Origin of the sequence: Thioalkalivibrio sp. XN279, from assembly GCF_011089885.1 — a bacterium.
GTDB lineage: Bacteria > Pseudomonadota > Gammaproteobacteria > Steroidobacterales > XN24 > XN24.
This window is the reverse complement of sequence record NZ_JAANBD010000028.1, coordinates 69,070-95,276: the sequence shown is the minus strand read 5'-3', so window position 1 is coordinate 95,276 and position 26,207 is coordinate 69,070. Positions and strand designations below refer to the sequence as shown.

The following is a 26,207-nucleotide window of genomic DNA, read 5'->3' as shown; positions in this document are numbered from 1 at the left end:
CGCCTGTGTAGAATGGCGCGCTCGCTCAGGACAGGCGCGGCGGACATGGCAAAGAAAAAACACCAGGCAAAGGGGCAGTCCCAGGGCAAGTCCAAGGGGCAGCCGAAGGGCAAGTCCAAGGGGCAGCCGAAGGGCAAGTCGAAGGGCAAGCCGAAGGGCAAGTCCAGGGACAATGCCGCGGCAAAGCCGCGCGTGACCATGGCCGACCTGGCCGACCGCCACGAGCTCTACGAGGCCTCGGTGCAAAGCGTGGAGCACGAGATCGAATTCCTCGCCTCGTCCTTCAAGGCGCTCACCGGGCGCAAGGCGCTGGCGCTGCGCGAGGACTTCTGCGGCACGGCGGCGGCGGCCTGCGCCTGGGTGCGCCGCGGCCGCGAGCGCAGCGCGGTGGCAGTAGACATCGACCACGAGGTGCTGGGCTGGGGCCGGGCGCATCACGCCGCCAGGCTCAAGCCCAAGGCGCGCGACCGGCTGGCGCTGGTGGAGGGCGACGTGCGCACGGCCGACACCCGCGCGTCCCTGGCCGGACTCCCCGGGGCGAGCAATGCCGACGGTGCGGCCGACATCGCCGTGGCTTTCAACTTCAGCTGGTGGACCTTCAAGACCCGCGCCGAGCTGGTGGACTACTTTCGTGCCGTATACGCCGCGCTGGCCGAGGACGGCGTTTTCATGCTCGACATCTACGGCGGCGCCGACGCCTATGTCGAGCAGGAAGAGGAGACGGAGTACTCGCTGTTCACCTACGTCTGGGACCAGCACAGCTTCGACCCGGTCAGCGCGCGCTACCGCTGCTACATCCACTTCCGCTTCCCCGACGGCTCCGAGATGCCCCGAGCTTTCAGCTACGACTGGCGCCTGTGGACGCTGCCGGAACTGCAAGAACTGCTGCTCGAGGCCGGTTTCGCGCGTACCGTGGTCTACTGGCAGGGCGAGGACGAGGACGGCGAACCCAGCGGCGATTTCGCGCCGGTGGAGCAGGGCGAGAACGATCCGGCGTGGATCGTCTACGTGGCGGCGCTGAAGCCGGGCGCCTCGCGTGGCCAGTGAGCGCGGGCTTTAATTAACATAACGAGTTGAACCGGCCGCCGCGCAGCGAGTATGCTCGCCGCGGATATGCCCGACTTCGGGCATGCCGGACACCACGGGACGAGGGAACATGTCCAGGGACAATTCAGTCGCCGTCCTCTTTGCAGACGTAGTCGGCAGCACCGAGCTCTACGAGGTCCTCGGCGACTTCAAGGCGCGCGAGACGGTGGGCCGTTGCATCGACGTCATGCGCCGCGCGACGGAAACCTACAACGGCCGGGTGGTGAAGACCATCGGCGACGAGGTCATGGCGACGTTCCCCACCGCGGACGGCGCCATGAATGCCGCGCGCGACATGCAGGTGGCGATCAGCAAGGGCGAGGTGGTCTCGGGCGGCGGCGCGCCGCTGGCTATCCGCGTCGGCTGCGACTTCGGGCCGGTGATTCCCGAGGAGCGCGACGTGTTCGGCTCCACCGTGAACACCGCCAACCGCGTCACCAGCCAGGCCAAGGCGGCCCAGGTGCTCATCACCGAGAACATGGTGGCGAACCTCGGCGCCGAGTGGCGCTCGGCCGTGCGCCAGATCGACCTCGCGCCCCTGAAGGGCAAGAGCGGCGAAGTGGCGATGTACGAGGCGCTATGGCAGTCCGAGGACATCACCAGCATGCTGCCCACCATCAAGTGGGGCGAAGAGCACAAGAACAAGGCGCGCGGCCGCATGCGCATCCGCTATCTCGGCAAGGAAGTGGTCGTCGATCCCTCGCGACCGACGGCGACGCTGGGCCGCAGCGAGGAAAACGACCTGGTCGTGAAGGGCAACCTCATCTCGCGCCTGCACGCCCGCATCGAGATGAGCCGCGACCGCTTCCTGCTGGTGGACCAGTCCACCAACGGATCCTTCATCGTCACGCGCAAGGGCGAAGAGCTCTTCGTGCGGCGCGACAGCGTGCAGATCAGCGGCGAGGGCGTGATCGGCCTCGGCCGGGTGGTGCAGCCCGGCTCGTCCCAGGCCATCACCTTCATCCAGGAAGATTGAACTCCAGATGCAACGAGGCCCTCCGGAGAGGGCCTCGCAGTGTCGTCATTTACGCTTCGGGCTCAGGCCGCCTGCGCGCTCGCCGGCTTGCTGGCCGCGGCCTTCTTGGCGCTGGCCTTGCGGGTCGACGCCTTGCGCGTGGTGCGCTTCTTCGCCGTCGCCTTGCTGGCGGTCCGCTTCTTCGCGGCGGCCTTCTTGGTCGTGCGCTTCTTGGCGGTGGCCTTCCTGCGCGCCGGGGCCTTCTTCTGGATGCCGAAGGCGGAGAAGTCGACTTCGATCACGTCCTTCAGGTCGGACACGTCCTTGGCCTTGGCGACCTTCTCGATGCGGCTCGCGCTCTCGTCGATCAGCGTGTCGAGCATCTTGACCTGCTGCTTGAGCAGCTTCTCGATGTTCTTGTGCGACTGCTTGTTCAGCTTCAAGGCGGTGTCGGCGAAAGCGTCGACCGGGCCCTTGGTCCGGCTGATGAAGCCGGCCGTCTCGAGACCGGCGGTCCGCAGCCCGGACACCGCGCGGTCGGCCAGCAGGCGCGACTCCGACTTCAGGTTATCGGCAAATTGTTCGATTCGGTTCATCATGTCTTTAACCTCGGTTCCATGGTGCGGTGCAACAATTGATGCAATGCACAATATACCCTCAGTAGGCCCGGAGTCAACCCGGTGAGATCAATTTCCCGTGGATTCCCTGCTTATTTCCTGCTGTGCCTGGCGGCGCAGGGGGCCGTCACGGCCCTTTTGGCCGACGACACCGCGCCGGTCCCGGCCGAGGTTCCGGCCATGCCGCCGGCCGTGGAGTTGGTGGCGCCGGCGTCGGCGGTGGAGTGGACCTGGATCGTGCCGGCCGCCGTCGCCGCTGCTGAGGCCGGCGTGGACGCGGACGTCGACCCTGACGCCGAACCTGGCGCCGCGCGCACCGATGACAGTACCGCCCGGGGCGAGCTGCTCACCGACAAGCCGCCGCCGGGCGTGACGCCCATACGCCTCGGCACCATCCGTTTCCAGTACGAGGGCGACGCCCCGGCCCCGGCCTTGCGCATCGTGGGCACGGTCCCCGTCGATCTCGACTACGTCGACGGCAGCGCCACCGGTCCCGGCGCCGAGGTCGAATATGACGCCGCGGCCAGGCGGATCAGCTGGATCATCGCCGGGCCGCTCGACCCGGGCACGCGCGGCCTGGTGTCGTTCCGTGCCGTCCCTGCGGGCGCGCCGGACCCCGAGGCGGTAGAGGCGCCGTGAGCAAGTCCGGCCGCAAGGGTTCGACGCGAGCCGCGGGCAAGACGCAGCGCAAGCCGGCGTCGGCGCGGCGCCGCAGGACGCGCAGCCGGCCGCCCAGCGGGTGGCGACGGCTGGGGCGGGCCCTGCTGTGGCTTGGCCTGGCGGGCGTGGTGGCGCTGGCCGCGTGGCTGTTCTGGCTGGACGCGCGCATCACCACCCAGTTCGAGGGCCGGCGCTGGGACCAGCCGGCGCAGGTCTTCGCCGAGCCGGTGGAGCTCTATGCCGGCCTGCCGCTGGGCATCCACAGCTTCATCGAGCTGCTGCGTGCGCAGGGGTATCGTGAGGCCGACGGCAGCGCGCCGCGCGCGGGCTTCTGGTGGCGCGAAGGCGCCAGCGTGCGGCTGATGACGCGGCCGTTCCGTTTCGCCGACGGCGAGCAGCCGCCCATCGTGGCGCAGGTGGACTTCACGGCCGCCGGCGTGGGCCGCATCCGCGACCTGGAGGGTCGCGACCTGCCGTTCCTGCGCATGGACCCGATGCGCATCGGCAGCATCTTCCCGGTGCACGGCGAAGACCGCATCGTGCTGGCGCCGGGCGAAGTGCCGGCGCTGCTGGAAGACGCGCTGATCGCCGTGGAGGACCGCCGCTTCCGCAGCCACCTGGGGGTCGACCCGGAGGGCATCGGGCGCGCACTGATGGTGAACCTGCGTGCCGGCGCCGTGCGCCAGGGCGGCAGCACCCTCACCCAGCAGCTGGTGAAAAGCTATTTCCTCGACAGCCGGCGCACGCTCGGGCGCAAGATCACCGAGGCCTTCATGGCCATCCTGCTGGAGCGCCATTACGACAAGGAGGACATCCTCACCGCCTACGTGAACGAGGTGTTCATGGGCCAGGACGGCACCCGCGCCATCCACGGTTTCGGGCTCGCCGCGGCCTTTTATTTCGGCAAGCCGCTGGCCGAGCTGGACACCGCGGAGGTCGCCACCCTGGTGGCCATCGTGCGCGGGCCCTCTTACTACAATCCCTGGCGGCATCCGGAGCGGGTGCGGGAGCGGCGCGACCTGGTACTCGAATTGCTCGCCGAGCAGGGGGTGATCCACGCGGCGCAGGCCGAGGCGGCCGCGCGACGGGGGCTCGGCCTGCGTTCCAGCAGCACCGCCGGCCCCGGTTACCAGCCCGCGTTCCTCGGCCTGGTGCGGCGCCAGCTCAGGCGCGATTACCGCGACGCCGACCTCGACTCGGCCGGGCTGGTGGTGCTGACCACGCTCGATCCGCTGACGCAGCGCGTCGCCCAGGCTGCGGTCAGCGAGGGCGTGGCCGAGCTGCGGCGGCGCGGCGAGGCGACCGCTTCAGTGCAGGGTGCGGCGGTGGTGACGCGCCCGGCCACCGGCGAGGTGCTGGCCCTGGTCGGCGGCGCCGACGGCAATTTCGACGGCTTCAACCGCGCGCTGGATGCGCGTCGTCCGATCGGCTCGCTGGTCAAGCCGGCGGTATACCTCGCGGCCCTGGAGTCGGGCGAGTACTCCCTGGCCTCGACACTGGAGGACTGGCCAGTGGAGGTCACGCTGGAGAACGGCGACACCTGGCGGCCCGACAACTTCGACCACCAGGCGCGCGGGCCGGTGTCGCTGCTGCGCGCGCTGGCCGAGTCGCTCAACCTCGCCACCGTCAACCTGGGCCTCGAACTGGGCGTGGACAAGGTCGCGGCACGACTTGCCCGGCTCTCCGGGGAAGCGGCCCCGCCGGCCTATCCCTCGCTGCTGCTCGGCTCGGTAGAGTACCCGCCGCTCACCGTGGCGGAGATTTACGGTGCGATCGCCGCGGGCGGCTTCCGTGCCCCGCTGCGCTCGGTGCGCGCAGTGCTCGGCCCGGACGGCCAGCCCTTGTCGCGCTACCCGCTGGACATCGAGGCGGTGGCCGACCCCGCAGCGGTGGTGCAGCTGCAGCACGCCATGCGCCATGTGTTCGAGCGCGGCACCGCACGCGGCGCGCTGCGCCGCCTCGGCGGGCGCGACTATGGGGGCAAAACCGGTACTTCCGGCGACTTTCGCGACAGTTGGTTCGCGGGCTTCGGGAGCGATACTCTGGCCGTGGCCTGGGTGGGGCGCGACGACAACGCGCCCACCGGCCTCACCGGCGCCACTGGGGCCTTGCCCATCTGGGCGGATATCATGGCTGGGCTGGGCGCGGCCGGGTTCGTGCCGGGCGCGGCGGAGGGCCTGGTGGAGGTCGAGATGGACTACGCCTCGGGCCTGCTGGCTCGCGGCAGCTGCGCCGACACCGTGTTCGTGCCGGTGCCGGAAGATGCGACGTTGTACGCCATGCGGGGTTGCGAGCCTGACGCCGGGACCCTGGGCGAGAAGGGAATGGAATGGTTGCGAAGGTTGTTCCAGGGCGAACGGTAGTCCCGCAGTCATGCGGGGCAGGCAGGGTTCATGCGTGCCGCCGCGTGCTGGCGCTGGCATGGCTGCCCCTGTTCGTGGCCGGCTGCGCCCCGTTCCCGGTGCAGGAGCTGCCGCCGCCGGACGTGCGCGAGCCCGCGCCCGAGGCAGAACCGGCCTTGCGCCAGCCCGAGCTGATGCCGCCGCCCGAGGCGGTGCCGGAGCCGCGTGCAGCGCCGCAGCCCTTGCCCGAGCCGGAGCCGGAGATCGCCCCCAGCTATCACCCCGCGGGCGAGGCGCTGGTGGAGCAGGCGCGCCGCGAGGCGATGCTCGGCAACGCCGCCGCGGCGGGCTCGACGCTGGAGCGGGCGCTGCGCATCGACAGCGCCAATCCCTGGATCTGGATAGAACTCGGTTACCTGCGCCTGGAGGCTGGCCAGGACACCGCGGCGGAGAGCATGGCGCGCAAGGCACTCAGCCTGGCGAGCGTCGATCGTAAAGCGCGCGAGGCGGCGACCCGGTTGCTGCAGCAGTCCGGTGCCGGGCGGTGAGCCTGGCCGAGCGCATCGGCGCGGCGTTCGAGGCCGACGGCGCGCTGGCGCGCTCGCTGCCGGGTTTCCGGCCGCGCGAGGGCCAGCGGCGCATGGCCGAGGCGGTCGCGGCGGCCCTGGAAGCGCGCGAAGTGCTGCTGGTCGAGGCCGGCACCGGCACCGGCAAGACCTATGCCTACCTCGCCCCCGTGCTCGAGGCCGGGCTCAAGGTGGTGGTCTCGACCGGCACCAAGACGCTGCAGGACCAGCTGTTCCGCCGCGACCTGCCGGCGCTGTCGGGCGCGCTGGGCCGACCCGTGCACGTCGCCCTGCTCAAGGGCCGCAGCAATTATCTCTGTCGCCACCGCTTCAACCTGGCGCTGGAAGAGGGTACCGCCAGTCGGCGTGACGGGCGCTGGCTGGGCCGATTGCAGGCCTGGCTGCCGACTACGGCGCGCGGCGAGATCGCAGAGGTGCCCGGTATTCCCGAGGACGCGCTCCTGTGGGGTCGCGTCACCTCGAACGCGGACAATTGCCTCGGCCAGGAATGCCCGGAGTTCCAGCGCTGCTTCGTGGTGAAGGCACGACGCGAGGCGCTCAAGGCCGAGGTCGTCGTGGTCAACCATCACCTGCTGCTGGCGGACCTGGCGCTGAAGGAAGAAGGTTTCGGCGAGCTGCTGCCCGGCGCGGATGCGGTGGTGGTGGACGAAGCGCACCAGCTGCCCGAGATCGCGGCGCGTTTTTTCGCCATCGGCGTGGGCACGCGCCAGGCCATGGGCCTGGTGAGCGACGCGCGCAGCGAGGCGCTGCAGGCGGGCGCCTGGCAGCCCGCTGTCGAGCAGGCCGTGGATGCGCTGGAGAAGGCGGCGCGCGAGGCCGCCGTCGGCCTGGGCAGCGCGGCGCCGCGCGTGTCCTGGCCCGAGTTGCCGCCGGCCATGGAAGACCGCCTGGCGGATTGGGAACATGCGGCGGCGGCGCTGGCGGCGGCCTGCGACGGCCTCGAGGGCGCCACCCCAGGGCTGGATGCGGTCACGCGCCGGGCCCGCGCCATGGCGGCGCGACTCAAGCAGCTGGGCGCAGGCGGCGAGGGCTGCGAGTTGCGCTGGGCGGAGACGCACCGGCGCAGCGCCAGTTTCCACGGCGCGCCGCTGGATGCCGGGCGCGCGCTGGCGGAAAAGCTGGCGGGGCGCGAATGCGGCTGGGTCTTCACCTCGGCCACGCTGGCGGTGGGGGAGGACTTCGGCGCCTTCATGGACCGGCTCGGGCTGGACGAGGCCGAGACGCTGAAGCTCGACAGCCCGTTCGATTTCGCAGCACGCACGCGCCTGTACGTGCCCGAAGGGCTGCCGCAGCCCTCTGCGCCTGATTACACCCGCCGTGTCGTGGCGACCGCGCTGCCGCTGCTGGAGGCGAGCGGCGGGCGCGCCTTCCTGCTGTTCACCAGCCACCGGGCGCTGCAGCTGGCGGCGCGCGAGTTGCGCGCGCGCGCAGATGAACTCGGCTTCCCCGTTCTGGTGCAGGGGGACGAGCCGCGCGCACGGCTGCTGGCGGAGTTCCGCCGCCTCGGCAACGCGGTGCTGCTGGGCACGCAGAGTTTCTGGGAAGGCGTGGACGTGAAAGGACCGGCGCTGTCGGTGGTGCTGATCGACAAGCTGCCTTTCGCCGCGCCGGACGATCCGCTGCTCAAGGCGCGGCTCGAGGCGGCGCGCGAGGACGGCCGCGATCCCTTCCGCGACGTGCAGCTGCCGCAGGCCGTGCTGAGCCTGAAGCAGGGTATCGGCCGGCTCATTCGCGACGTCGATGACGCCGGGCTCGCCGTGGTGTGCGACCCGCGCCTGCTCGGCAAGGGCTACGGCCGTGTGTTTCTCGGCAGCCTGCCGCGCATGCCCATCGTGCGGCGCGAGGAGGAGGCGGTGGATTTCCTCGTCGGGCTCGGCCTGACTGCGCTGGAGGCGGCGGGATGAAGATCCTGGCGCTGGACACGGCGGCGAACGCCTGCTCGGTGGCGCTGCAGGCGGGCGAGGATGTCATCGAGCGCATCGAGACCCAGCCGCGGCGGCATGCCGCTGCACTGCTGCCGATGGCAGAAGCCTGCCTTGCCGATGCCGGGCTCACCCTCAAGGACCTCGATGCGGTCGCCTTCGGGCGCGGGCCCGGCAGCTTCACGGGGCTGCGCATCGCCGCCAGCGTGGCGCAGGGCATCGCCTTCGGCGCCGGGTTGCCGGTGGCGCCGGTGTCCAACCTCGCGGCGGCGGCCGTGGCGGCGTGGCGCAAGCACGGCTGGCGCCAGGTGCTGGCGGCTTTCGACGCACGCATGGACGAGCTGTACGCGGCCGCTTACCGCATCGACGACGCCGGCCTGCCCGCGCTGAGCGGCGCGGAGCAGCTGGTCGTGCCGGCCGCGCTGGCGCCCCCGGCGGGCGTCGGCGCCTGGTTCGGCGCCGGCTCCGGCTTCGCGGCCTGGGATGAGCTGGCCGGTCGGCTGGGCCTGGCCGGCTGCGACCCGCTGGTCGAACCCGTCGCGCGGGACCTGCTGGGCCCGGCTGCGGCCATGGTGGCCGCCGGACGCACGGTGAGCGCGGACCAGGCGCTGCCGGTTTACCTGCGCGAACAGGTGGCGTGGCAGGGGCGCTGAAACCCCGTTGCCGCGAGGTTTTAACGAATCTGTCACATGGCATTGCTGTAATGTTGCGGTCATATAACTGGGCTGAGCCATGACTGCCAAGCAGATTTTGATCGTCGAGGACGAGAAGCCGATCCGGGACATGATCGCCTTCGGGCTCAAGCGCGCCGGCTACGAGGTGCGCGAGGCCGAGGACTGCAAGACGGCCCGGATCCAGGTGGCCGACCAGGCGCCGGACCTGGTGCTGGCGGACTGGATGCTGCCTGACATGAGCGGGCTGGAGCTGACCCGCCTGCTGAAGAAAGACCCCGCGACCAAGGACGTGCCGGTCATCATGCTCACGGCGCGCGCCGAGGAAGAGGACAAGATCCGCGGGCTCGAGGGCGGCGCCGACGACTACATCACCAAGCCGTTCTCGCCGCGCGAACTGCTGGCGCGCATCAAGGCCGTGATGCGCCGCCACGGCGCCGACGACGAGGACGAGGTGTACACGCTGGGCGGCCTGACTCTGAATGCCGCCAGCCACCGCGTCACGGCCGGCGAGGAGGTGGTGTCGCTCGGTCCCACCGAGTTCCGCCTGCTGAAGTTCTTCATCACCCATCCCGAGCGCGTCTACAGCCGCGCCCAGCTGCTGGACCGCGTCTGGGGCGGCAATGTCTACGTCGAGGAACGTACCGTCGACGTGCACATCCGCCGCCTGCGCAAGGCGCTCGAGCCCTCCGGCTGCGACTGCCTGGTGCAGACCGTGCGCGGCGCGGGCTACCGTTTCTCCGAGCAGGTCGCCGGGTGAGTCCAGGGCCGTGGGGCTACGTACTGTTGCGCTTCCTGGCGCTCGTCGCCGCCGCGGTCCTGTTCGGCCTGTTGTTCGGTCGCCCGTTCGCCTGGCTCTCGGCGTTCCTGCTGGCCTACCTCGGCTGGCACCTCTGGCACCTGTGGCAGCTCGAGTCCTGGCTGCGCAAGAAGCTCGGCGAGCCGCCGCGTGATGCGCCGGGACTGTGGGGCGACGTCTACGCGCACCTGCATCGCGTGCGGCTGCAAAGCCGGGCACGCAAGAAACGACTGGCGCGCGTGCTGAAGGAGTTTCGCAAGTCCACCCAGGCCCTGCCCGACGCGGGCGTGGTGCTGGACGCGGACCACGAGATCGTCTGGCTGAACAAGGCGGCCGGGCGACTGCTCGGCTTGCGGCGTGAAGACCGCGGCCAGCGCATCGAGAACCTTTTGCGTGCACCCGAGTTCGCGGCGTTCCTGCGTGCAGACGATGCCGAACGCATCATGCGGCTCTCCTCGCCGCTCGACGACGACATGCGCCTCGCGCTGCAGGTGGTGCCCTATGGCGACAACCAGCGGCTGCTGCTTGCGCGCGACATCACCCATGCGACCCGCCTCGAGACGGTGCGGCGCACCTTCGTCGCCAACGCGTCACATGAGCTGCGCTCGCCGCTCACCGTCATCGGCGGCTATCTCGATGCGCTCGTCGAAGAACCCGAGCTGGTGGAACACTGGCGCGAACCGGTGCAGGAGATGGCGCGCCAGTCCGAGCGCATGCGCCGCATCATCGAGGACCTGCTGACGCTGTCCAGGCTCGAAGCTTCGGGTGCGGAGGCAGAGCGCGAGCGGGTCGACGTACAGGGCATGCTGGCGTCGCTGAAGAAGGAGGCGCTGGCGCGCCCGCAGCGTCCCGCGGTGATCGAGCTGCACGTGGAGTCCGGCCTCGGCCTGTGGGGCGCAGAGTCCGAGATTTATTCCGCGTTCGCCAACATCATCGGCAACGCGCTCAAGTACACGCCCAGCGACGGCAGCGTCCACATCCGCTGGTACCCGGAAGGCGACACGGCCTGCCTGTCGGTCAGCGACACGGGCGTCGGCATTCCGGACGAAGCCATCCCGCGCCTGACGGAGCGCTTCTATCGCGTCGACAAGGGCCGCGACCGCGCCTCGGGCGGCACCGGTCTGGGACTGGCCATCGTCAAGCACGTGCTGCAGCGGCACGGCGCCCGCCTGGAAGTCGAGAGCGTCCTGGGCGAGGGCAGCACCTTCCGCTGCCGCTTCCCGGCGGAGCGCGTCTGGCGCAAGAGCTGACGGCCGGGCTCAGGCGCCGGGCCAGGCCTTGAACGGGTGCTGCGCCAGGCTGGCGTTGTAGTAGCGCGGCTCACCCGAGACTTCGGACCCGGTCCACGGCGGGCGGACGAACGGCTCGTCCTCGTGCGCCAGCTCGATTTCCGCCACCAGCAAGCCCTCGTTGTCGCCGTGGAACTCGTCGACTTCCCAGGTGTGGGCGCCGTGGCGCACCAGGTAGCGGGTCTTGTCGACCACGGCGCCGCCGCACAGCGCCAACAGCGCCGTCGCATCGTCGACGGGGATGGGATATTCGAACTCGAGCCGCCGCACACCGTCCGTGCGTCCCTTCACGTTCAGCCAGGCCCGGTCACCGCTGATGCGCACGCGTACGGTGCGCTCGGGATCCAGCGAGAGGTAACCCTGGCGCATGCGCCTGCCTTCGGCCCCGTCACGCCAGCTGTCGTCCCGCACCAGGAACTTGCGCTCGATCTCATGTGGCATGACGAGCATTCTAGCGCCGTCCGCAGCGCGCGTTGCTGTTCAAAATCGATTCGGGGTGCGAACATTGAACCTTCATCCCCGCCGCAGGTCCGAGCCACTCGATGGAACACCAGGACATCAGCCACCACTGGTCGCGCCGCTTCAACGCGGAACTCGAGGCCGTGCGCAACAACGTCATGACCATGGGCGGCATGGTCGAAGAGCAGTTGCGCCGCGCCGTGCAGGCGCTGGAAAAAGGCGACAGCGAGCTGGGCGAGGAGGTGGTGCGCGACGACCACAAGGTCAACCGCCTGGAAGTGGCCATCGACGAGGAGTGCAGCCGCATCATCGCGCGGCGCCAGCCTACCGCGAGCGACCTGCGGCTCATCATGGCCATCATCAAGACCATCACCGACCTCGAGCGCATCGGCGACGAGGCCGAGAAGATCGGCTACCTGGCATCGCGACTTGCCCTGGAAGAGCGCCCCGTCGACCGCTACCGCGCGCTGCGCCACATCGGCGACCTCGTCGGCAGCATGCTGCACCAGTCCCTCGACGCCTTCGCTCGACTCGACCCCGGGCTGGCGATGCAGGTGGTGCGCGACGACAAGGCCGTCGACCAGGAATACGAGGCACTGTCGCGCCAGGCCATCACGATGATGATGGAAGACCCGCGCAGCATCCGCCGCGTGCTGGACATGCTCTGGGTGGCGCGTGCGCTGGAGCGCATCGGCGACCATGCCAAGAACATTTGCGAATACGTCGTCTACATGGTGCACGGCAAGGACATCCGCCACGTGGACCTCGACGATGCCGAGAGACAGGTCAGGAACGAGAATGGTTGAAAGCGCGTCCCGCGGCTGGCTCAGCCGCCGCATGATCAACGGCTATTGCGCACTGCTGTGCGGTGGGCTGCTGGGTTTCGCCCTGTTTGCCGAGCACGCCATGGGCTACGAGCCGTGCCCCCTTTGCGTCCTGCAGCGCATCGCCGTGCTGGCGCTGGGCTTCGTGTTCCTGGCCGCCTACGCGCACAACCCGGGCCGCACCGGCGCCGCCGTGTACGGCGTCCTCGCCATCATCGCCGCCGGCGCCGGCCTCGCGCTGGCCTGGCGCCAGGTCTGGTTGCAGGGCCTGCCCGCCGACCAGGTGCCCGCCTGCGGGCCCGGCTACGACTACATCATGGACGTCTTCCCGCTGCACGAGGCGCTGTCCATGATCTTCGAGGGTTCCGGCGACTGCGCCGAGATGGGCTGGACCTTCCTCGGGCTGAGCATGGCGGGGTGGGTGCTGGTCTGGATGGCGGCATTCGCGCTGGTCGCGGCCTGGAACAACTTCCGGCGCTGACTGCCCCGACCGCGGCCACGGAATTGACCGCGCGCCCGGACCGCGCGATGCCCCTCTCGCTCAAGAAATCTTTATATCGCTCGATGGGCATCGTGCGGTCCGGGCACGCTGCCTTTGTGGCGCGGTGGCGGCCCGGGTGAGCCGCGGCCGCGGAGGTCAGGCCGGCACTACCAGCGCCAACCCGGTCCCGGGCGGCAGGCCCGGTGGCCCGTCCCGCCGTTCCTGCACCCGCTCGGTCGGACCTGCGGCAAGGCAGCGGGGCCGGGACGTGCAACGCTCACTGAGTGAGATAAAGATTTCCGAACGAAGGGAGCGTTGCACGGCGCGGCCCCGCGGACAGGCGAAAAGGAGCCGGCCCGGGGCTGCAGGCACGGCCGGGCCGGGTCAGCCGAGCAGCCGCCGCATGATCCCGAGGTAAAGGTCCTTCAGCGGCTCCAGGTCGTCCACCCGCACGTGCTCGTCGATCTTGTGGATGCTGGCGTTGATCGGCCCGAGTTCGACCACGGCCGCGCCGGTGGGGGCGATGAAGCGGCCGTCGGAGGTGCCGCCGCCGGTGGAGAGTTCCGGGTCCACGCCGGCGATGTTGCGTACCGTCTCTCGCACGGCCTCGAGGAAAGTCCCGGGCGGGGTGAGGAAGGGACGGCCGGCATCGCGCCAGCTCACCTCGTAGTCGAGCCCGTGCTGCTCCAGCAGCGCGGTGATGCGCGCCTGCAGGCCTTCCATGGTCTGCTCGGTCGAGTAGCGGATGTTGAACTTCAGTTCGGCCGAGCCCGGGATGACGTTACGAAAACCGGTGCCCGAGTGCAGGTTGGTGAGCTGCAGCGTGGTTGGCGGGAAGGCCTCGTTGCCCGCGTCCCACTCCAGCCCTACCAGCGCGGCCATGAGGGGCGCCAGCTGGTGCAACGGGTTGAGCGCCTTTTCCGGGTAAGCCACGTGTCCCTGTACGCCGTGGACAACGAGGTCGCACGACAGCGAGCCGCGCCGGCCGATGCGCAGCATGTCGCCCAGGCGGGCCTTGCTGGACGGCTCTCCGACCAGGCACCAGTCGATCTTTTCGCCGCGGGCTTCCAGGGTCTCCATCACGGCCTTGGTGCCGTCCTGGGCCGGGCCCTCTTCGTCGCTGGTGATGAGGAAGGCGATCGAGCCTTTGTGGTCAGGGTGGGCGGCGACGAATTCTTCGCAGGCGACGACCATGGCGGCCAGGCTGGCCTTCATGTCCGCCGCGCCGCGGCCCCACAGCAGGCCGTCCCGGACCTCGGCAGCGAAGGGTTCGTGCGTCCAGGACTCGAGCGGCCCGGTCGGCACCACGTCGGTATGACCGGCAAAGCACAGCACCGGGCCGGTGCTCCCGCGGCGCGCCCAGAAGTTGTCCACCTCGCCAAAGCGCAGGTGCTCGAGGTGAAAGCCGAGGCGCTCGAGGCGCTCCGCCATGAGGGCCTGGCAGCCCGCATCCTCGGGCGTCACCGACGGACGGCGTACCAGCTCGCGGGCCAGCTCGAGGACCTGTCCTATACTCATACCGCCACGACCGCGGGGCTGTCAGAAATATTACACATTGCGCGAAATAGCCTTTGTAACTCTACGTAAAAAAAGCATTTGTGGCGGAGAATTGGCTTGCAGCTCGAGGCCTCGGCACGGGACTCGCTGCAACAAAGCTGTAACACGTCGCCGGTATAACTTGCGCCAGTCAAACCAACCCAACCCGAGGGGATACCTGTGATCAAGAAGACCCTGACGACGGCCTCGGTCGCTGCTGTGCTGCTCATGGCCGGCTCCGCCCACGCCCAGTCTGCCCGTGATTCTATCTTCATTGTCGGTTCGTCGACCGTCTACCCGTTCACCACCGTGGTGGCCGAAAACTTCGGTCGCTCGACCGCCTTCAAGACCCCGAAGGTCGAGTCGACCGGCTCGGGCGGCGGCCTGAAGCTGTTCTGCGCCGGCGTCGGCGTCGAGCATCCGGACATCACGAATGCCTCGCGCGCCATCAAGAGCAGCGAGGTCGAGCTGTGCAAGTCGAACGGCGTCGCCGAGATCATCGAGGTCAAGGTCGGCTTCGACGGCATCGTCATGTCCAACTCCAAGGCGGGTCCCAGCTACGACCTGTCGCTGAGGGACGTCTGGCTGGCGCTGGCTGCCGAGGTGCCGGACCCGGCCAACCCCGACAGCGGCAAGCTGGTGAAGAACCCCTACATGACCTGGAAGCAGGTCAATGCCGCGCTGCCCGATATCAAGATCGAGGTGCTCGGCCCGCCCCCGACCTCCGGCACGCGCGACGCTTTCGTCGAGCTGGCCATGGAGGGCGGTTGCAAGACCTACCCGTGGATCGCCGCGATGAAGTCGGCCGACAAGAACGCGTACAAGGCCGTGTGCCACACCGTCCGTGAGGACGGCGGTTACGTCGAGGCCGGCGAGAACGACAACCTGATCGTGCAGAAGCTGCAGGCGAACCCCCAGGCACTGGGCATCTTCGGTTTCAGCTTCCTCGACCAGAACAGCGACGTACTGAAGGGCAAGGCCATCAATGGCGTGTCCCCGACCTTCGAGGCCATCGCCGACGGCAGCTACCCGATCTCTCGTTCGCTGTTCTTCTATGCCAAGAAGGCGCACGTGGGCGTGATCCCGGGCATGCGCGAATTCCTGGCCGAGTTCACCAGTGACAAGGCCGTGGGTCCCGAGGGCTACCTCGTCGACCGTGGCCTGATTCCCCTGCCGGAGGCCGATCGCAAGGCGGTGGCCAACCGGGTGAAGAACCTCGAGGCCATGTAATCGCCGGCGCAAGCCCGGGCCTCTCATCGGAGGTATCGTCGGGGGCGGCGGCCGGGCTGGCCGTCGCCCCCGCAACTCACTAGACTGTGAGCCGGCCTGAGCCGGATACGAGTCCCGCATGCCACTTTCCACGGTCGTCCTCGTATTGCTCGTCATGAGCGCAGCCGCCTTCGTGCTGGGGAAGCGACGCTCCCTTGCGCTCGCGGACGCCGCCGGTGGTATCCGGGGGCTGCACTCCCTGCCGTCGCATTACGGCACCTGGGCCGCCGTGCTGGTCGGCGTGCCGGCCATCCTGTTCCTGTTCGCCTGGCGTGTCGCGGAGCCCGTGGTCTTCGAGCGGCTGGTCATCGCCGACCTGCCGGCGGAAATCCAGGCGCTCGAGGCCGCTCGTCTCGGGCTGTTCATGAACGACGTGCGCAACGCGGTCGTCGGCAATATCGTCACCGGGCAGCAGTCGGAGGCCGTCCAGGCGGCCGCGGCGCGGTATGTCGAGTTGCAAGGCGCCAGCGCCACGCTGCGCACCGTGCTGGTGTTCGCCCTCGCCATCGGCGGGCTGGCCTTCGGCTACCGCAGCATCTCCATGACGCTGCGCGCCCGCAACCGGGTCGAGAATCTTGCGCTCGTCTTCCTGATCGCCTCCTCGACACTGGCCATTTTCACCACGCTCGGCATCGTGCTTTCGGTGCTGTTCGAGTCCATCCGTTTCTTCCAGCGCGTGCCGATCACCGAGTTCCTGTTCGGCCTCAACTGGAGCCCGCAGACGGCGCTACGCGCCGACCAGGTCGGCGCTTCCGGCGCTTTCGGCGCCGTGCCGCTGTTCGCCGGCACGCTGCTCATCTCTTTCATCGCCATGCTGGTGGCCGGCCCGATCGGGTTGATGGTGGCCATCTACCTGGCCGAGTACGCGCCGCGGCAGATGCGCACAGTCGCCAAGCCGCTGCTGGAGATCCTCGCCGGCGTGCCCACCGTGGTGTACGGCTTCTTCGCCGCGCTGGTGGTGGCGCCGCAGGTGAGGGCCATGGGCGTGACCCTCGGCCTCGACGTGGCCTCCGAGAGCGCCCTCGCCGCGGGCCTGGTGATGGGCATCATGATCATTCCCTTCGTCTCGTCGCTCTCGGACGACGTCATCAACGCCGTGCCGCAGGCCATGCGCGACGGCGCCTATGCGCTCGGCGCCACCAAGGCCGAGACCATCAAGCAGGTGATCATCCCGGCGGCGCTGCCGGGCATTGTCGGCGGCTTCCTGCTGGCGGTTTCGCGCGCCATCGGCGAGACCATGATCGTGGTGATGGCAGCCGGCCTGGCGGCCAACCTGACCGCCAACCCGCTCGAGGCGGTGACCACGGTGACGGTGCAGATCGTGACGCTGCTGGTCGGCGACCAGGAGTTCGACAGCGCCAAGACCCTGGCGGCCTTCGCGCTGGGCCTGGTGCTGTTCGTGGTCACCCTGATTCTCAACGTCATCGCCCTGCACGTGGTGAGGAAGTATCGTGAACAGTACGAATAACGCAGGCGGGGAGGGGCGCTCCCCGGTCCTGGAAGTGGTGCGCGCCAGCCTGCCGCGCCGCTATCGTGCCGAGGCGCGCTTCAAGGCCTACGGCATCATCGCCCTGGTGCTGGCCCTCAGCTTTCTCGGCCTGCTTCTGACCAGCATCATCAGCAACGGGTACACCGCCTTCCAGCAGACCTACATGCAGCTCGAGTTCAACCTCGACGCCGAGGTGGTGGATCCGGACGGCGACGGCTCGGAAGCCTCGTTGCGCGCCGGCAATTACCTTGCGGTGGTGCGCAACAGTCTCTACGACCTCTTTCCCGAGGTGACCAGTCGCAGCGAGCGGCGTGCGCTTAGCAGCCTGGTGAGCACCGGTGCGATGTACCAGTTGCAGAACATGGTGTTGGCGGACCCCTCCCTGGTGGGGCAGACCATCCAGATGTGGGTCCCCGCGGACGACGACGTCGACATGTACCGCAAGGGCAGGATTTCCGCAGACGTTCCCGAGGGCGAGCGGCGGCTGAGCGACAAGCAGCTCGGCTGGATCGACGCCATGGCGGCCAGGGATCGCCTCGAGCTGAAGTTCAATACTGCGCTGTTCACCAACGGCGATTCGCGCGATCCCGAGCTGGCCGGCATCCTCGGGGCCTTGAAGGGCTCCTTCTACATGTTGCTGGTGACGCTTATCTTGAGTTTCCCCATCGGCATCGCCGCGGCTGTTTATCTCGAGGAGTTCGCGCCCAAGAATCGCTGGACCGACCTCATCGAGGTGAACATCAACAACCTCGCCGCGGTGCCGTCGATCGTTTTCGGCCTGCTCGGCCTGGCCGTGTTCCTGAACTACTTCGGCATGCCGCGCTCAGCACCACTGGTCGGCGGGCTGGTGCTGTCGCTGATGACGCTGCCGACCATCATCATCGCCAGCCGCGCCGCGCTGAAGGCCGTCCCGCCCTCGATCCGCGAGGCGGCGCTCGGGATGGGCGCATCGAAGATGCAGACCACCTTTCATCACGTGGTGCCGCTGGCCATGCCCGGCATGCTCACCGGCACCATCATCGGCATGGCGCAGGCGCTGGGCGAGACCGCACCGCTGCTGATGATCGGCATGGTCGCTTTCATCGTCGACGTGCCGCAGGGATTCACTGACCCCTCCACGGCGCTCCCGGTGCAGATTTTCCTCTGGGCGGACAGCCCCGAGCGGGCCTTTGTCGAGCGCACCTCCGCCGCGATCATCGTGCTGCTGGGGTTCCTGCTCGTGATGAACCTGCTCGCGGTGTTCCTGCGGCGCAAGTTCGAGCGCCGCTGGTAGCGGAGCGGGATATACAGACATGAACGAAGTACTGAGGAAAACTCCGCCAGAGAAAGGGGTTGTAATGCCAGCTGAAGTGAACCGAGCGATCTCCGAGAAGCCGCGCATGGAGGGCACTACCGAGGCCGTCCCGGGCAAGACCATCGGCGACTACACGCATCCCGACCCGGTGATGACCTGCCGCAACGTCGACGTCTATTACGCCGACAAGCAGGCCGTGATGGACGTTTCGCTCGACGTGGGACGCAACGAGGTCATCGCCATGATCGGCCCCTCGGGCTGCGGCAAGTCGACTTTCCTGCGCTGCCTCAATCGCATGAACGACACCATCGATATCGCGCGCGTGACCGGGGAGATCCTCCTCGATGGCGAGAGCATCTACGACAAGAAGCTGGACGTGGTGCAGCTCCGCGCCCGCGTCGGGATGGTGTTCCAGAAGCCCAACCCGTTCCCGAAATCGATCTTCGAGAACGTCGCCTACGGCCCGCGCATTCACGGCATGGCGCGCGACAAGACGGACCTCGAGGAAATCGTGCACAACTCGCTGGAGCGGGCCGGCCTGTGGAAAGAGGTGAAGGATCGCCTTGATCAGCCGGGCACCGGCCTTTCCGGCGGGCAGCAGCAGCGCCTGTGCATCGCGCGCGCCATCGCGGTGAACCCGGAGGTGGTGCTGATGGACGAGCCGTGTTCGGCGCTCGACCCCATCGCCACGGCGCGCATCGAGGACCTAATCGACGAACTCAAGCAGAACTACACCATCGCCATCGTCACACACTCCATGCAGCAGGCCGCGCGCGTCTCGCAGCGCACTGCCTACTTCCACCTCGGCATCCTGGTGGAAGTGGGGCCGACCGACCACATTTTCACCACGCCCTCGCACAAGCTGACCGAGGACTACATCACGGGCCGCTTCGGCTGAGAGGCCAAAGGAAACTCCTATGACAGAGCTCTCCGAGACTCATACAGTCAAGGCCTACGACAACGAGATGGACCAGCTGCGGTTGCTGGTGCTGAAGCTCGGCGGCCTGGTGGTCGACCAGATCGCACTGGCACGCCGGGCGCTCAGGGAGCGCGACGACGAGATGGCGCGCAAGGTGGTTGCGCGCGAGACCGAGGTGAACCAGCTCGACACCGCGGGTGAAGAGCTGGCCTTCCGTCTCATCGCGCGGCGGCAGCCCATCGCCACGGACCTGCGCATCGTGCTCGCCATGATCCGCACCATCACCGACCTGGAGCGCGCCGGCGACGAGGCCAAGAAAATCGCCAAGACGGCACGACGCCTGACGGTGGACGAGGTCGAGCCGGTGCCCGAGTTCAGCCGCGCCATCGACCGCATGGCGGAACTGGCCGGCAAGCTGCTGCGTGAAGTGCTCGAAGCACTGGACGGGTTCGACGCTGACAAGGCCATTCGCGTCGCGGCCGAGGACCGGCACCTCAACTGGGAATACAAGCAGTGCCTGCGCCTGGTGCACGAGTCGCTGGCGCGGGACGCTTCGCACATCGAGCACGCTGCCGAGATCGTCATCGTCATCAAGGCCCTGGAGCGCATCGGCGATCACGCCAAGAACATCGCCAAGTACGTCATCTACGTGGTGCAGGGCCGCGACGTGCGGCACGTCAAGACCAAGCAGCTGGCGAAGGAGATGGGCGCCGAGGTGCCGCCGCCGCCCGGCAAGGACGCCTGACCTGGCTGCGGCAGGGCGTATGCGCCGGGCGCTGCGCCGCTGCCGGGTCGCGGGCGCCGCGGCATGGGTGTTTGCGGCGACGCTGTGAATACGTCCCTGTAGGCTCGCTCGCGAACGTCCCTGTTCGCGAGCGCCCCGCATACACCCATGCCACACCGCCCGCGGCGCAGCCCCTGAGTGCCGGCGAAGCGCCTCGCGCCGAGCCCTTGTCGCCGCTCCGTCCGTGATCGCTTCGCCGCGACCCGTCCCCAGTCCGGCCGTAGCCGCGTCGCCGCCGCGTTGCGCCATGCGCGGTGGCGGTCGGTGCGCTGCATCAGGGCAGCAGCTCTTCCGGCACGCGACCAGCTGCGTGATGTGGTGCAGGCCGATGCGGGGCGCTCGCGCACAGGGACGTGCGCGAGCGAGCCTACAGGGACGTATTCACGGCGTCCCCGCATCGGCCTGCACCGCAGCGCGCTGCGACCAGCGCGGCACGAATAGAGGCTGGGGGGAAGGCTTGGACTGGTGTCAGCGTGCCGCGCGCAGCAGCTCGTTGATGCCGACCTTGGCCCGCGTCGCCGCGTCCACGCGCTTCACGATCACCGCGCAGGCCAGGTTGCACTTGCCCTCGCTGGAGGGCAGGGAGCCCGGCACGACCACGGCGCCGGCCGGCACGCGGCCGTAGGTGACCTCGTCGCGCTCGCGGTCGTAGATGCGGGTGCTCTGGCCGATGAACACGCCCATGGAGACCACCGCGCCTTCCTCGACGATCACGCCCTCGACGACCTCGGAGCGGGCGCCGATGAAGCAGTTGTCCTCGATGATGGTGGGGCTGGCCTGCAGCGGCTCGAGCACGCCGCCGATGCCGGCGCCGCCGGAGAGGTGCACGTTGGCGCCGATCTGGGCGCAGGACCCCACCGTGGCCCAGGTGTCGACCATGGTGCCGGGGCCGATCCAGGCGCCGATGTTGACGTAGCTGGGCATGAGCACGGCGTCGGCGGAGACGAAGGCGCCGCGCCGCACGGTGGCGGGCGGGACGATGCGCGCGCCGGCGTGGGTGAAGGCGGTCTCGTCGTAGCCCGAGTACTTGAGCTGCACCTTGTCCCAGCCGCGCAGCGCGCCCATTTCGACCAGGCGATTGCGCTCGATGCGGAAGGACAGCAGCACGGCCTTCTTCAGCCACTCGTTGACGCGCCACGCGCCGTCGACCTTCTCGGCGACGCGCTCGCGGCCGTCGTCGAGGGCGTCGATGGCCTCGGCCACGGCCTGGCGGATGTCGTCGGGCGTGTTGTCCGGGGAGAAGCTGGCGCGTGCCTCGAAGGCCGACTCGATGGTTTCCTGCAGCGTGCTCATGGGCGTGTCCAGGGCGGGTGCCGGTTGGTCGGTACGATATGCAGTCTAGCGTTTCGCGGCCACGAAGCGCGCGATGCGGCGCGCGGCCTCGATGCACTCGGCGGGTTCCGCCACCAGCGAGACGCGGATGCGGCCGGCGCCGGGGTTGCCCCCCACGTGGTCGCGCGACAGGTAGCGGCCCGGCAGAACGGTGACGTTCTCGGCGCCGTACAGTCCGCGGGTGAACGAGACGTCGTCGCCGGGCACCGCCAGCCACAGGTAAAAGGCCGCCTCGGGGCGCTCGACCGACATCACCTCGGACAGGATCGGCACCACGGCATCGAACTTCTCCTGGTACAGGCGCCGATTGGCGGCGGCGTGCGCGTCGTCGTCCCAGGCGGGGATGCTCGCCAGCTGCACCATCTCCGGCACCGCGCAGCCGTGGTAGGTGCGGTAGAGGCGGAAGGCCGCCATGACCTCTGGGTCGCCGGCGACGAAGCCGGAGCGCAGCCCGGGCACGCTGGAGCGCTTGGACAGGCTGTGGAACACCACGCAGCGCCGGAAGCCGGTGTCGCCGGCACGCAGCGCGGCGCCCAGCAGTCCCGGCGGAGGGCGGTCCTCGTCCAGGTAAATGTCGGCATAGCACTCGTCGGAGGCGACGAGGAAATCGTATTGCTCGGCCAGCGCCAGGACACGTGCGAGATAGCCCTCGTCCATCACCGCCCCGGTGGGGTTGCCGGGGCTGCAGATGAACAGCACGCGGCAGCGCGCCCAGTCTTCCGCCGGCACGGCGTCCAGGTCCGGCAGGAAACCCGTCGCCGCGGTGGTGTCGAGGTAGTACGGCTCGGCGCCGGCCAGCAGCGCCGCCCCCTCGTAGATCTGGTAGAAGGGGTTCGGCATCATCACCAGCCCGCCGGCCGCGGCATCCAGCGCGGCCTGCACGAAGGAGAACAGGCCCTCGCGCGTACCGTTGACCGGCAGCACCATCGTCTCCGGGTCCACTGCGTGGACGCCGAGATCGAACCGTCGCTCCAGCCAGCGCGCACAGGCCGCGCGCAGCGAAGGCAGCCCCGCCGCCGTCGGGTAGGTGCCGAGCCGTTCCAGGTGCGCGCACAGGGCGGCGCCGACGAAGGCCGGGGGCGCGTGCCGCGGCTCGCCGATGGACAGCCCGATGTGCGGCCGGTCGGCCGGCGGCGCTGCATCCGCCAGCAGGCTGGCGAGGCGCTCGAAAGGATAGGGATGGAGGCGCTGCAGCAGGGGGTTCATGGCGTGCTTGCCGGCTGGTCGAGCCGCTCCTTGAGTTGCCGCTCGAGCGCTGCGCAGCCGGCCTCGTCGAGCATGTCGCCCTCGATCTCGGTGATGTAGAACACGTCTTCGGCGCGCTCGCCGACGGTCATGATCTTCGCGGCGCGCAGCGAGACTCCGCACTCCACGAAGGCCTTGCCGACTTCGCACAGCAGCCCCGGACGGTCGGCGGCCACCAGTTCCATGACGGTGCGGCCGTTGGCCGCGTCGCGCGAAAAGGCGAGGCGCGTCGGCGTGGCGAACATCCGCACCTGGCGCGGAGGCTGGCGCATCACCGTCGGCATGCGGCCGCCGTGCTCCAGCGTCGCCTTGCGCACGGCGTTCTCGATCTGCACCAGGCGCTCGTGGTCGTCGATGGGCGAGCCGTCGCTCTCCAGCACCACGTAGGTGTGCACGTTGCGGCCGTCGCCCACCGGCACCACGCGCGCGTCGAGGATGTTCAGCCCCAGCTCGTCCAGCGCGCCGGTGGCGCGCGCGAAACTGTGCTGGCCGCTGAGGGTGCACACCATGATCGCCGTGCCGCCGCGCCCGGTCTGCTGCTCCACCGACACCGCGGACTGCTCGCCGCGGTCCTCGAGCCCGGCCAGGACACGGATGTGCCAGGCGATCTCCTCGGGCGTGTGGCGCAGGAAGTATTCCGGCGCGAAACCGCTCCAGACCTCGCGCGCGCGGTCGGCCTTGATGCCGCGCGCGGCGAGCAGCGCCAGCGCGCCTTCCTGCGTCTCGGCGACCAGCTGCTCGGAGTCGATGGGCGACTCCAAGCCGGCGCGCAGGGCGCGCTTCACGCTGTCGTAGAACTCTTCGAACAGCGAGGCCTTCCAGGCGTTCCACAGCTTCGGGCTGGTGCCGCGCACGTCGGCCACGGTGAGCACGTAGAGGTAGTCGAGCCGGTTCTCGTCGCCCACGGTGCGCGCGAACTCCGCCACCACGGCCGGGTCGTGGATGTCTTTTTTCTGCGCCGTGATGGAGAAGGTGAGGTGGTGGCGCACCAGCCATGCGACCAGGCGGGCATCGTAGGGCGACAGGCCGTGCTCGAGGCAGAAGGCCTCGGCGTCCACCGCGCCCAGCTCGGAGTGGTCGCCGCCGCGGCCCTTGGCGATGTCGTGAAACAAGCCGGCGAGGTAGGCCAGCTCCGGCTTCGGCAGTGCCTGCATGATGCGGCTGCACATGGGCATCTCGTGGTCGAAGCGCGCCAGGGCGAAGCGGCGCAGGTTGGAGACCACGAACAGCGTGTGCGCGTCCACGGTGTAGGCGTGGAACAGGTCGAACTGCATGCGCCCGGTGACGCGGCCGAAGGCCGGGATGTAGCGGCCCAGCACGCCGTAGCGGTTCATGCGCCTGAGCTCGTGGGTGACGCCCTCGGGCGCCTTGATGATGTCCATGAACAGGCGATGGTGGCGCGGGTTCTGGCGGAACTCCTCGTCGATCAGCGGCAGGGCGCGGCGCACCAGGCGGATGGTGCGCGCGCTGACGCCTTTCAGGCCGGGCTGTTGCTGCAGCAGCAGGAAGATCTCCAGCAGCGCCGAGGGCGTGCGCTCGAACACCTCCTCGTCGGTCACTTCGAGGAACTCGTTACGCACCTGGAAGCGCGCGTTCAGCGTCCGCGGCGGCGCCGCGGGATCGAGCAGGATGGCCTCCTCGAACAGCTGCAGCAGCATCTCGTTGAGGCGCGCCAGCTCCTGCACCGTGCGGTAGTACTTCTGCATGAACTGCTCGACGGCCAGCGTGTAGCTCGCGTCCTCGTAGCCGAACAGCTTGGCCAGCTTCACCTGGTGGTCGAACAGCAGGCGGTCCTCGCGCCGCCCGGTGACGGTGTGGAGCGCCCAGCGGATCTTCCACAGGAAGTTCTGCCCGGCCAGCAGGCGGCGGTACTCGTAGTCGGTAAGGAAACTCTGCTGCGCCAGCTGGTGCAGACTGCCGATGCCGAGATGGCGTTTCGCCATCCAGCACACCACCTGGATGTCCCTGAGCCCGCCGGGACTGCCCTTGATGTTGGGCTCGAGGTTGTGGGCGGTGTCGTGGTAGCGATGGTGCCGGGCGGTCTGCTCGTCGCGCTTGGCGGTGAAGAACTCTGCCGGCGGCCACACCCGGTCGGGCGCGGTGGCGGCCTGCATGGCCTCGAACAGCGGCTGGGCGCCATCCAGCAGGCGTGACTCCATCAGCGTGGTGACCACGGTGACGTCGGCCTCGGCCTCGCGCTCGCAGTCGGCCACCGAGCGCACGCTGTGCCCGACCTCCATGCCGATGTCCCACAGGAAGGTGAGGAAGGCCGACACCCGCTCGCGCCACGGGCCGTCGTCGCCCGCGGGCATGAGCACCATGACGTCGATGTCGGAGCAAGGATGCAGCTCGCCGCGGCCGTAGCCGCCGACGGCCACCAGCGCGAGCTCATCGTGAGCGTCGCCGAGGTGCATGCGCCAGGCGCGCACCAGGGCCAGGTCGATCAGCCGCGCCCGCTCGCGCACCAGCACCTCGACCGGTTCGTCGGTGCTGAAGCGTGCCCGCAGCGCCTGGTCGCCGTGCTCCAGCACCTGGCGAAAGCGCCGGATGGCGTCGGGGCCGGGCGGCGCGCCGATCTCCGGCAGCTGCGGTTCGTCGGTGGCGGCGGGCCGGGCGGCGGTTTCCATGGGGCTCAGACCTGGCCCGAGGCGCCCAGCGTGAGCACCTCGTGACCATCCTCGGTGACCAGGATGGTGTGCTCCCATTGTGCCGAGAGAGAGTGGTCCTTGGTGACCACGGTCCAGCCGTCGGGCAGCAGGCGCACGTGGCGCTTGCCGGCGTTGACCATGGGCTCGATGGTGAAGGTCATGCCCGGCAGCAGCGCCATGCCGGTGCCCGGCTTGCCGTAATGCAGCACCTGCGGGTCCTCGTGGAACTCGCGCCCGATGCCGTGGCCGCAGTATTCGCGCACTACGGAGCAATGCTGTGCCTCGACGTACTGCTGGATGGCATAGCCGATGTCGCCGAGGCGCACGCCCGGGCGCACCATCTCGATGCCGAGGCGCATCGCCTCGTGCGACACCTCGCTCACGCGCCGCCCGCTGACCGTGGGCTCGCCGACGAAGAACATGCGGCTGGTGTCGCCGTGCCAGCCGTCCTTGATCACCGTGATGTCGATGTTGACGATGTCGCCCTTCTTCAGCACCCGTTCCCCGGGGATGCCGTGGCACACCACGTGATTCACCGAGGTGCAGATGGACTTGGGGAAACCGCGGTAATTGAGCGGCGCCGGCACGGCGTCCTGCTTGCCGGTGATGTACTCGTGGCAGATGGCGTCCAGCGCCTCGGTGGACACGCCCGGCTGGACGTGCGCGCCGATCATGTCGAGCACCTCGGCGGCCAGGCGGCCGGCGCGGCGCATGCCCTCGCGCTCGGCCTCGGTCGTCTTGATGGTCACGGCCATGGCGTTGGCGGCCTCCCGAGCCGCGTGTTCAGGAACGGTAAAGGGGGAGAACTTCATAGCGGTTCAATCACTTAGCCCCTGTCGCCAGGGTTTTCCAGTGATTGTCCGCAGGCGGCGCCTATGGTATAAAGCGCGCGCCTTAATCGCAATTAATCCCACACACGCATCGTCACGCCCGGCTGGGTGCCTTCTTTCCCGAGTGGACAGGGGTTGCCGGGTGGGATGCGTGGAGGCCTAACCCGAA

General features: G+C 69.1%; 23 protein-coding genes. 16 read left to right on the top strand and 7 right to left on the bottom strand.

Translation table 11 applies throughout. The features are described from left to right. Positions 1–45: 45 nt before the first annotated feature. Positions 46–1,047: a class I SAM-dependent methyltransferase gene (locus G8346_RS10110; protein WP_240901431.1), complete on the top strand. Its 1,002-nt coding sequence runs from the start codon at positions 46–48 to the stop codon at positions 1,045–1,047. A gap of 109 nt (positions 1,048–1,156) precedes the next feature. Beyond that, positions 1,157–2,062: an adenylate/guanylate cyclase domain-containing protein gene (locus tag G8346_RS10105; protein ID WP_166050837.1), complete on the top strand. Its 906-nt coding sequence runs from the start codon at positions 1,157–1,159 to the stop codon at positions 2,060–2,062. Between the two features lie 62 nt (positions 2,063–2,124). Here G8346_RS10105 and G8346_RS10100 read toward each other — a convergent pair whose 3' ends face one another. Next, the gene (locus tag G8346_RS10100; RefSeq protein ID WP_166050835.1) at positions 2,125–2,640 is read right to left on the bottom strand and encodes a phasin family protein; all 516 of its coding nucleotides are present in this window, start codon (positions 2,638–2,640) and stop codon (positions 2,125–2,127) included. A gap of 81 nt (positions 2,641–2,721) precedes the next feature. Here G8346_RS10100 and G8346_RS10095 point away from each other — a divergent pair, with 81 nt between their 5' ends. The 7 genes from G8346_RS10095 to phoR all read left to right on the top strand — a co-directional run bounded on the left by G8346_RS10095 (position 2,722) and on the right by phoR (position 10,889). After that, positions 2,722–3,297, top strand: coding sequence for a hypothetical protein (locus G8346_RS10095; RefSeq protein ID WP_166050832.1), 576 nt, complete (start codon positions 2,722–2,724; stop codon positions 3,295–3,297). Then, on the top strand, positions 3,294–5,681 hold the full coding sequence (gene mrcB / locus G8346_RS10090; RefSeq protein WP_166050830.1) for a penicillin-binding protein 1B: 2,388 nt from the start codon (positions 3,294–3,296) through the stop codon (positions 5,679–5,681). The genes G8346_RS10095 and mrcB overlap by 4 nt, the downstream gene beginning before the upstream one ends. A gap of 44 nt (positions 5,682–5,725) precedes the next feature. Continuing rightward, entirely contained in the window at positions 5,726–6,208 is a 483-nt protein-coding gene (locus tag G8346_RS10085) for a hypothetical protein (protein ID WP_166050828.1), read from the top strand. Then, positions 6,205–8,151, top strand: a complete 1,947-nt coding sequence (locus G8346_RS10080) for an ATP-dependent DNA helicase (protein WP_370520599.1) — start codon at positions 6,205–6,207, stop codon at positions 8,149–8,151. Before G8346_RS10085 ends, G8346_RS10080 begins: the two co-directional genes overlap by 4 nt. Further along, on the top strand, positions 8,148–8,822 hold the full coding sequence (gene tsaB, locus G8346_RS10075) for a tRNA (adenosine(37)-N6)-threonylcarbamoyltransferase complex dimerization subunit type 1 TsaB (RefSeq protein WP_166050826.1): 675 nt from the start codon (positions 8,148–8,150) through the stop codon (positions 8,820–8,822). Before G8346_RS10080 ends, tsaB begins: the two co-directional genes overlap by 4 nt. 79 nt (positions 8,823–8,901) lie before the next feature. Continuing rightward, positions 8,902–9,600 (top strand): phosphate regulon transcriptional regulator PhoB, encoded by a 699-nt coding sequence (gene phoB / locus G8346_RS10070; RefSeq protein ID WP_166050824.1) that lies wholly within the window; start codon positions 8,902–8,904, stop codon positions 9,598–9,600. Continuing rightward, the gene (gene phoR, locus G8346_RS10065; RefSeq protein ID WP_370520598.1) at positions 9,597–10,889 is read left to right on the top strand and encodes a phosphate regulon sensor histidine kinase PhoR; all 1,293 of its coding nucleotides are present in this window, start codon (positions 9,597–9,599) and stop codon (positions 10,887–10,889) included. The genes phoB and phoR overlap by 4 nt, the downstream gene beginning before the upstream one ends. 9 nt (positions 10,890–10,898) lie before the next feature. Here phoR and G8346_RS10060 read toward each other — a convergent pair whose 3' ends face one another. Continuing rightward, positions 10,899–11,369 (bottom strand): CYTH domain-containing protein, encoded by a 471-nt coding sequence (locus G8346_RS10060; RefSeq protein WP_166050822.1) that lies wholly within the window; start codon positions 11,367–11,369, stop codon positions 10,899–10,901. A 101-nt stretch (positions 11,370–11,470) separates the two neighbouring features. On the opposite strand from G8346_RS10060, the gene phoU (G8346_RS10055) reads away from it, so the two are divergent. Continuing rightward, positions 11,471–12,193 carry a phosphate signaling complex protein PhoU gene (gene phoU / locus G8346_RS10055; protein ID WP_166050820.1) on the top strand — a complete coding sequence of 241 codons (723 nt, stop codon included), beginning with the start codon at positions 11,471–11,473 and terminating at the stop codon, positions 12,191–12,193. Next, positions 12,186–12,692, top strand: coding sequence for a disulfide bond formation protein B (locus tag G8346_RS10050; RefSeq protein WP_240901430.1), 507 nt, complete (start codon positions 12,186–12,188; stop codon positions 12,690–12,692). Before phoU (G8346_RS10055) ends, G8346_RS10050 begins: the two co-directional genes overlap by 8 nt. A gap of 384 nt (positions 12,693–13,076) precedes the next feature. Here the strand turns inward: G8346_RS10050 and dapE are convergent, their stop codons facing one another. After that, positions 13,077–14,204 (bottom strand): succinyl-diaminopimelate desuccinylase, encoded by a 1,128-nt coding sequence (gene dapE / locus G8346_RS10045; protein WP_166051874.1) that lies wholly within the window; start codon positions 14,202–14,204, stop codon positions 13,077–13,079. A 207-nt stretch (positions 14,205–14,411) separates the two neighbouring features. On the opposite strand from dapE, the gene G8346_RS10040 reads away from it, so the two are divergent. The 5 genes from G8346_RS10040 (at position 14,412) to phoU (G8346_RS10020) (ending at position 19,944) form a co-directional block, all read left to right on the top strand. Then, positions 14,412–15,458: a PstS family phosphate ABC transporter substrate-binding protein gene (locus tag G8346_RS10040; protein ID WP_370520643.1), complete on the top strand. Its 1,047-nt coding sequence runs from the start codon at positions 14,412–14,414 to the stop codon at positions 15,456–15,458. Between the two features lie 118 nt (positions 15,459–15,576). Beyond that, positions 15,577–16,965: a phosphate ABC transporter permease subunit PstC gene (gene pstC / locus G8346_RS10035; protein WP_166050818.1), complete on the top strand. Its 1,389-nt coding sequence runs from the start codon at positions 15,577–15,579 to the stop codon at positions 16,963–16,965. Then, the gene (gene pstA / locus G8346_RS10030; protein ID WP_370520597.1) at positions 16,949–18,259 is read left to right on the top strand and encodes a phosphate ABC transporter permease PstA; all 1,311 of its coding nucleotides are present in this window, start codon (positions 16,949–16,951) and stop codon (positions 18,257–18,259) included. The genes pstC and pstA overlap by 17 nt, the downstream gene beginning before the upstream one ends. A 106-nt stretch (positions 18,260–18,365) precedes the next feature. Beyond that, a complete protein-coding gene (gene pstB, locus G8346_RS10025) occupies positions 18,366–19,178 on the top strand; it encodes a phosphate ABC transporter ATP-binding protein PstB (RefSeq protein ID WP_370520642.1) in 813 nt (270 codons plus the stop codon). A gap of 19 nt (positions 19,179–19,197) precedes the next feature. After that, positions 19,198–19,944, top strand: coding sequence for a phosphate signaling complex protein PhoU (phoU, locus tag G8346_RS10020; protein WP_166050815.1), 747 nt, complete (start codon positions 19,198–19,200; stop codon positions 19,942–19,944). A 507-nt stretch (positions 19,945–20,451) separates the two neighbouring features. Here phoU (G8346_RS10020) and dapD read toward each other — a convergent pair. The 4 genes from dapD to map are packed head-to-tail and all read right to left on the bottom strand — an operon-like array spanning position 20,452 to position 25,963. Continuing rightward, positions 20,452–21,276, bottom strand: a complete 825-nt coding sequence (gene dapD / locus G8346_RS10015) for a 2,3,4,5-tetrahydropyridine-2,6-dicarboxylate N-succinyltransferase (protein ID WP_166050813.1) — start codon at positions 21,274–21,276, stop codon at positions 20,452–20,454. 45 nt (positions 21,277–21,321) lie between these two features. Next, a complete protein-coding gene (gene dapC, locus G8346_RS10010) occupies positions 21,322–22,521 on the bottom strand; it encodes a succinyldiaminopimelate transaminase (RefSeq protein ID WP_166050811.1) in 1,200 nt (399 codons plus the stop codon). Then, positions 22,518–25,187, bottom strand: a complete 2,670-nt coding sequence (gene glnD, locus G8346_RS10005; RefSeq protein ID WP_166050809.1) for a [protein-PII] uridylyltransferase — start codon at positions 25,185–25,187, stop codon at positions 22,518–22,520. Before glnD ends, dapC begins: the two co-directional genes overlap by 4 nt. A gap of 5 nt (positions 25,188–25,192) precedes the next feature. Continuing rightward, on the bottom strand, positions 25,193–25,963 hold the full coding sequence (gene map, locus G8346_RS10000; RefSeq protein WP_166051868.1) for a type I methionyl aminopeptidase: 771 nt from the start codon (positions 25,961–25,963) through the stop codon (positions 25,193–25,195). Positions 25,964–26,207: the final 244 nt, after the last annotated feature.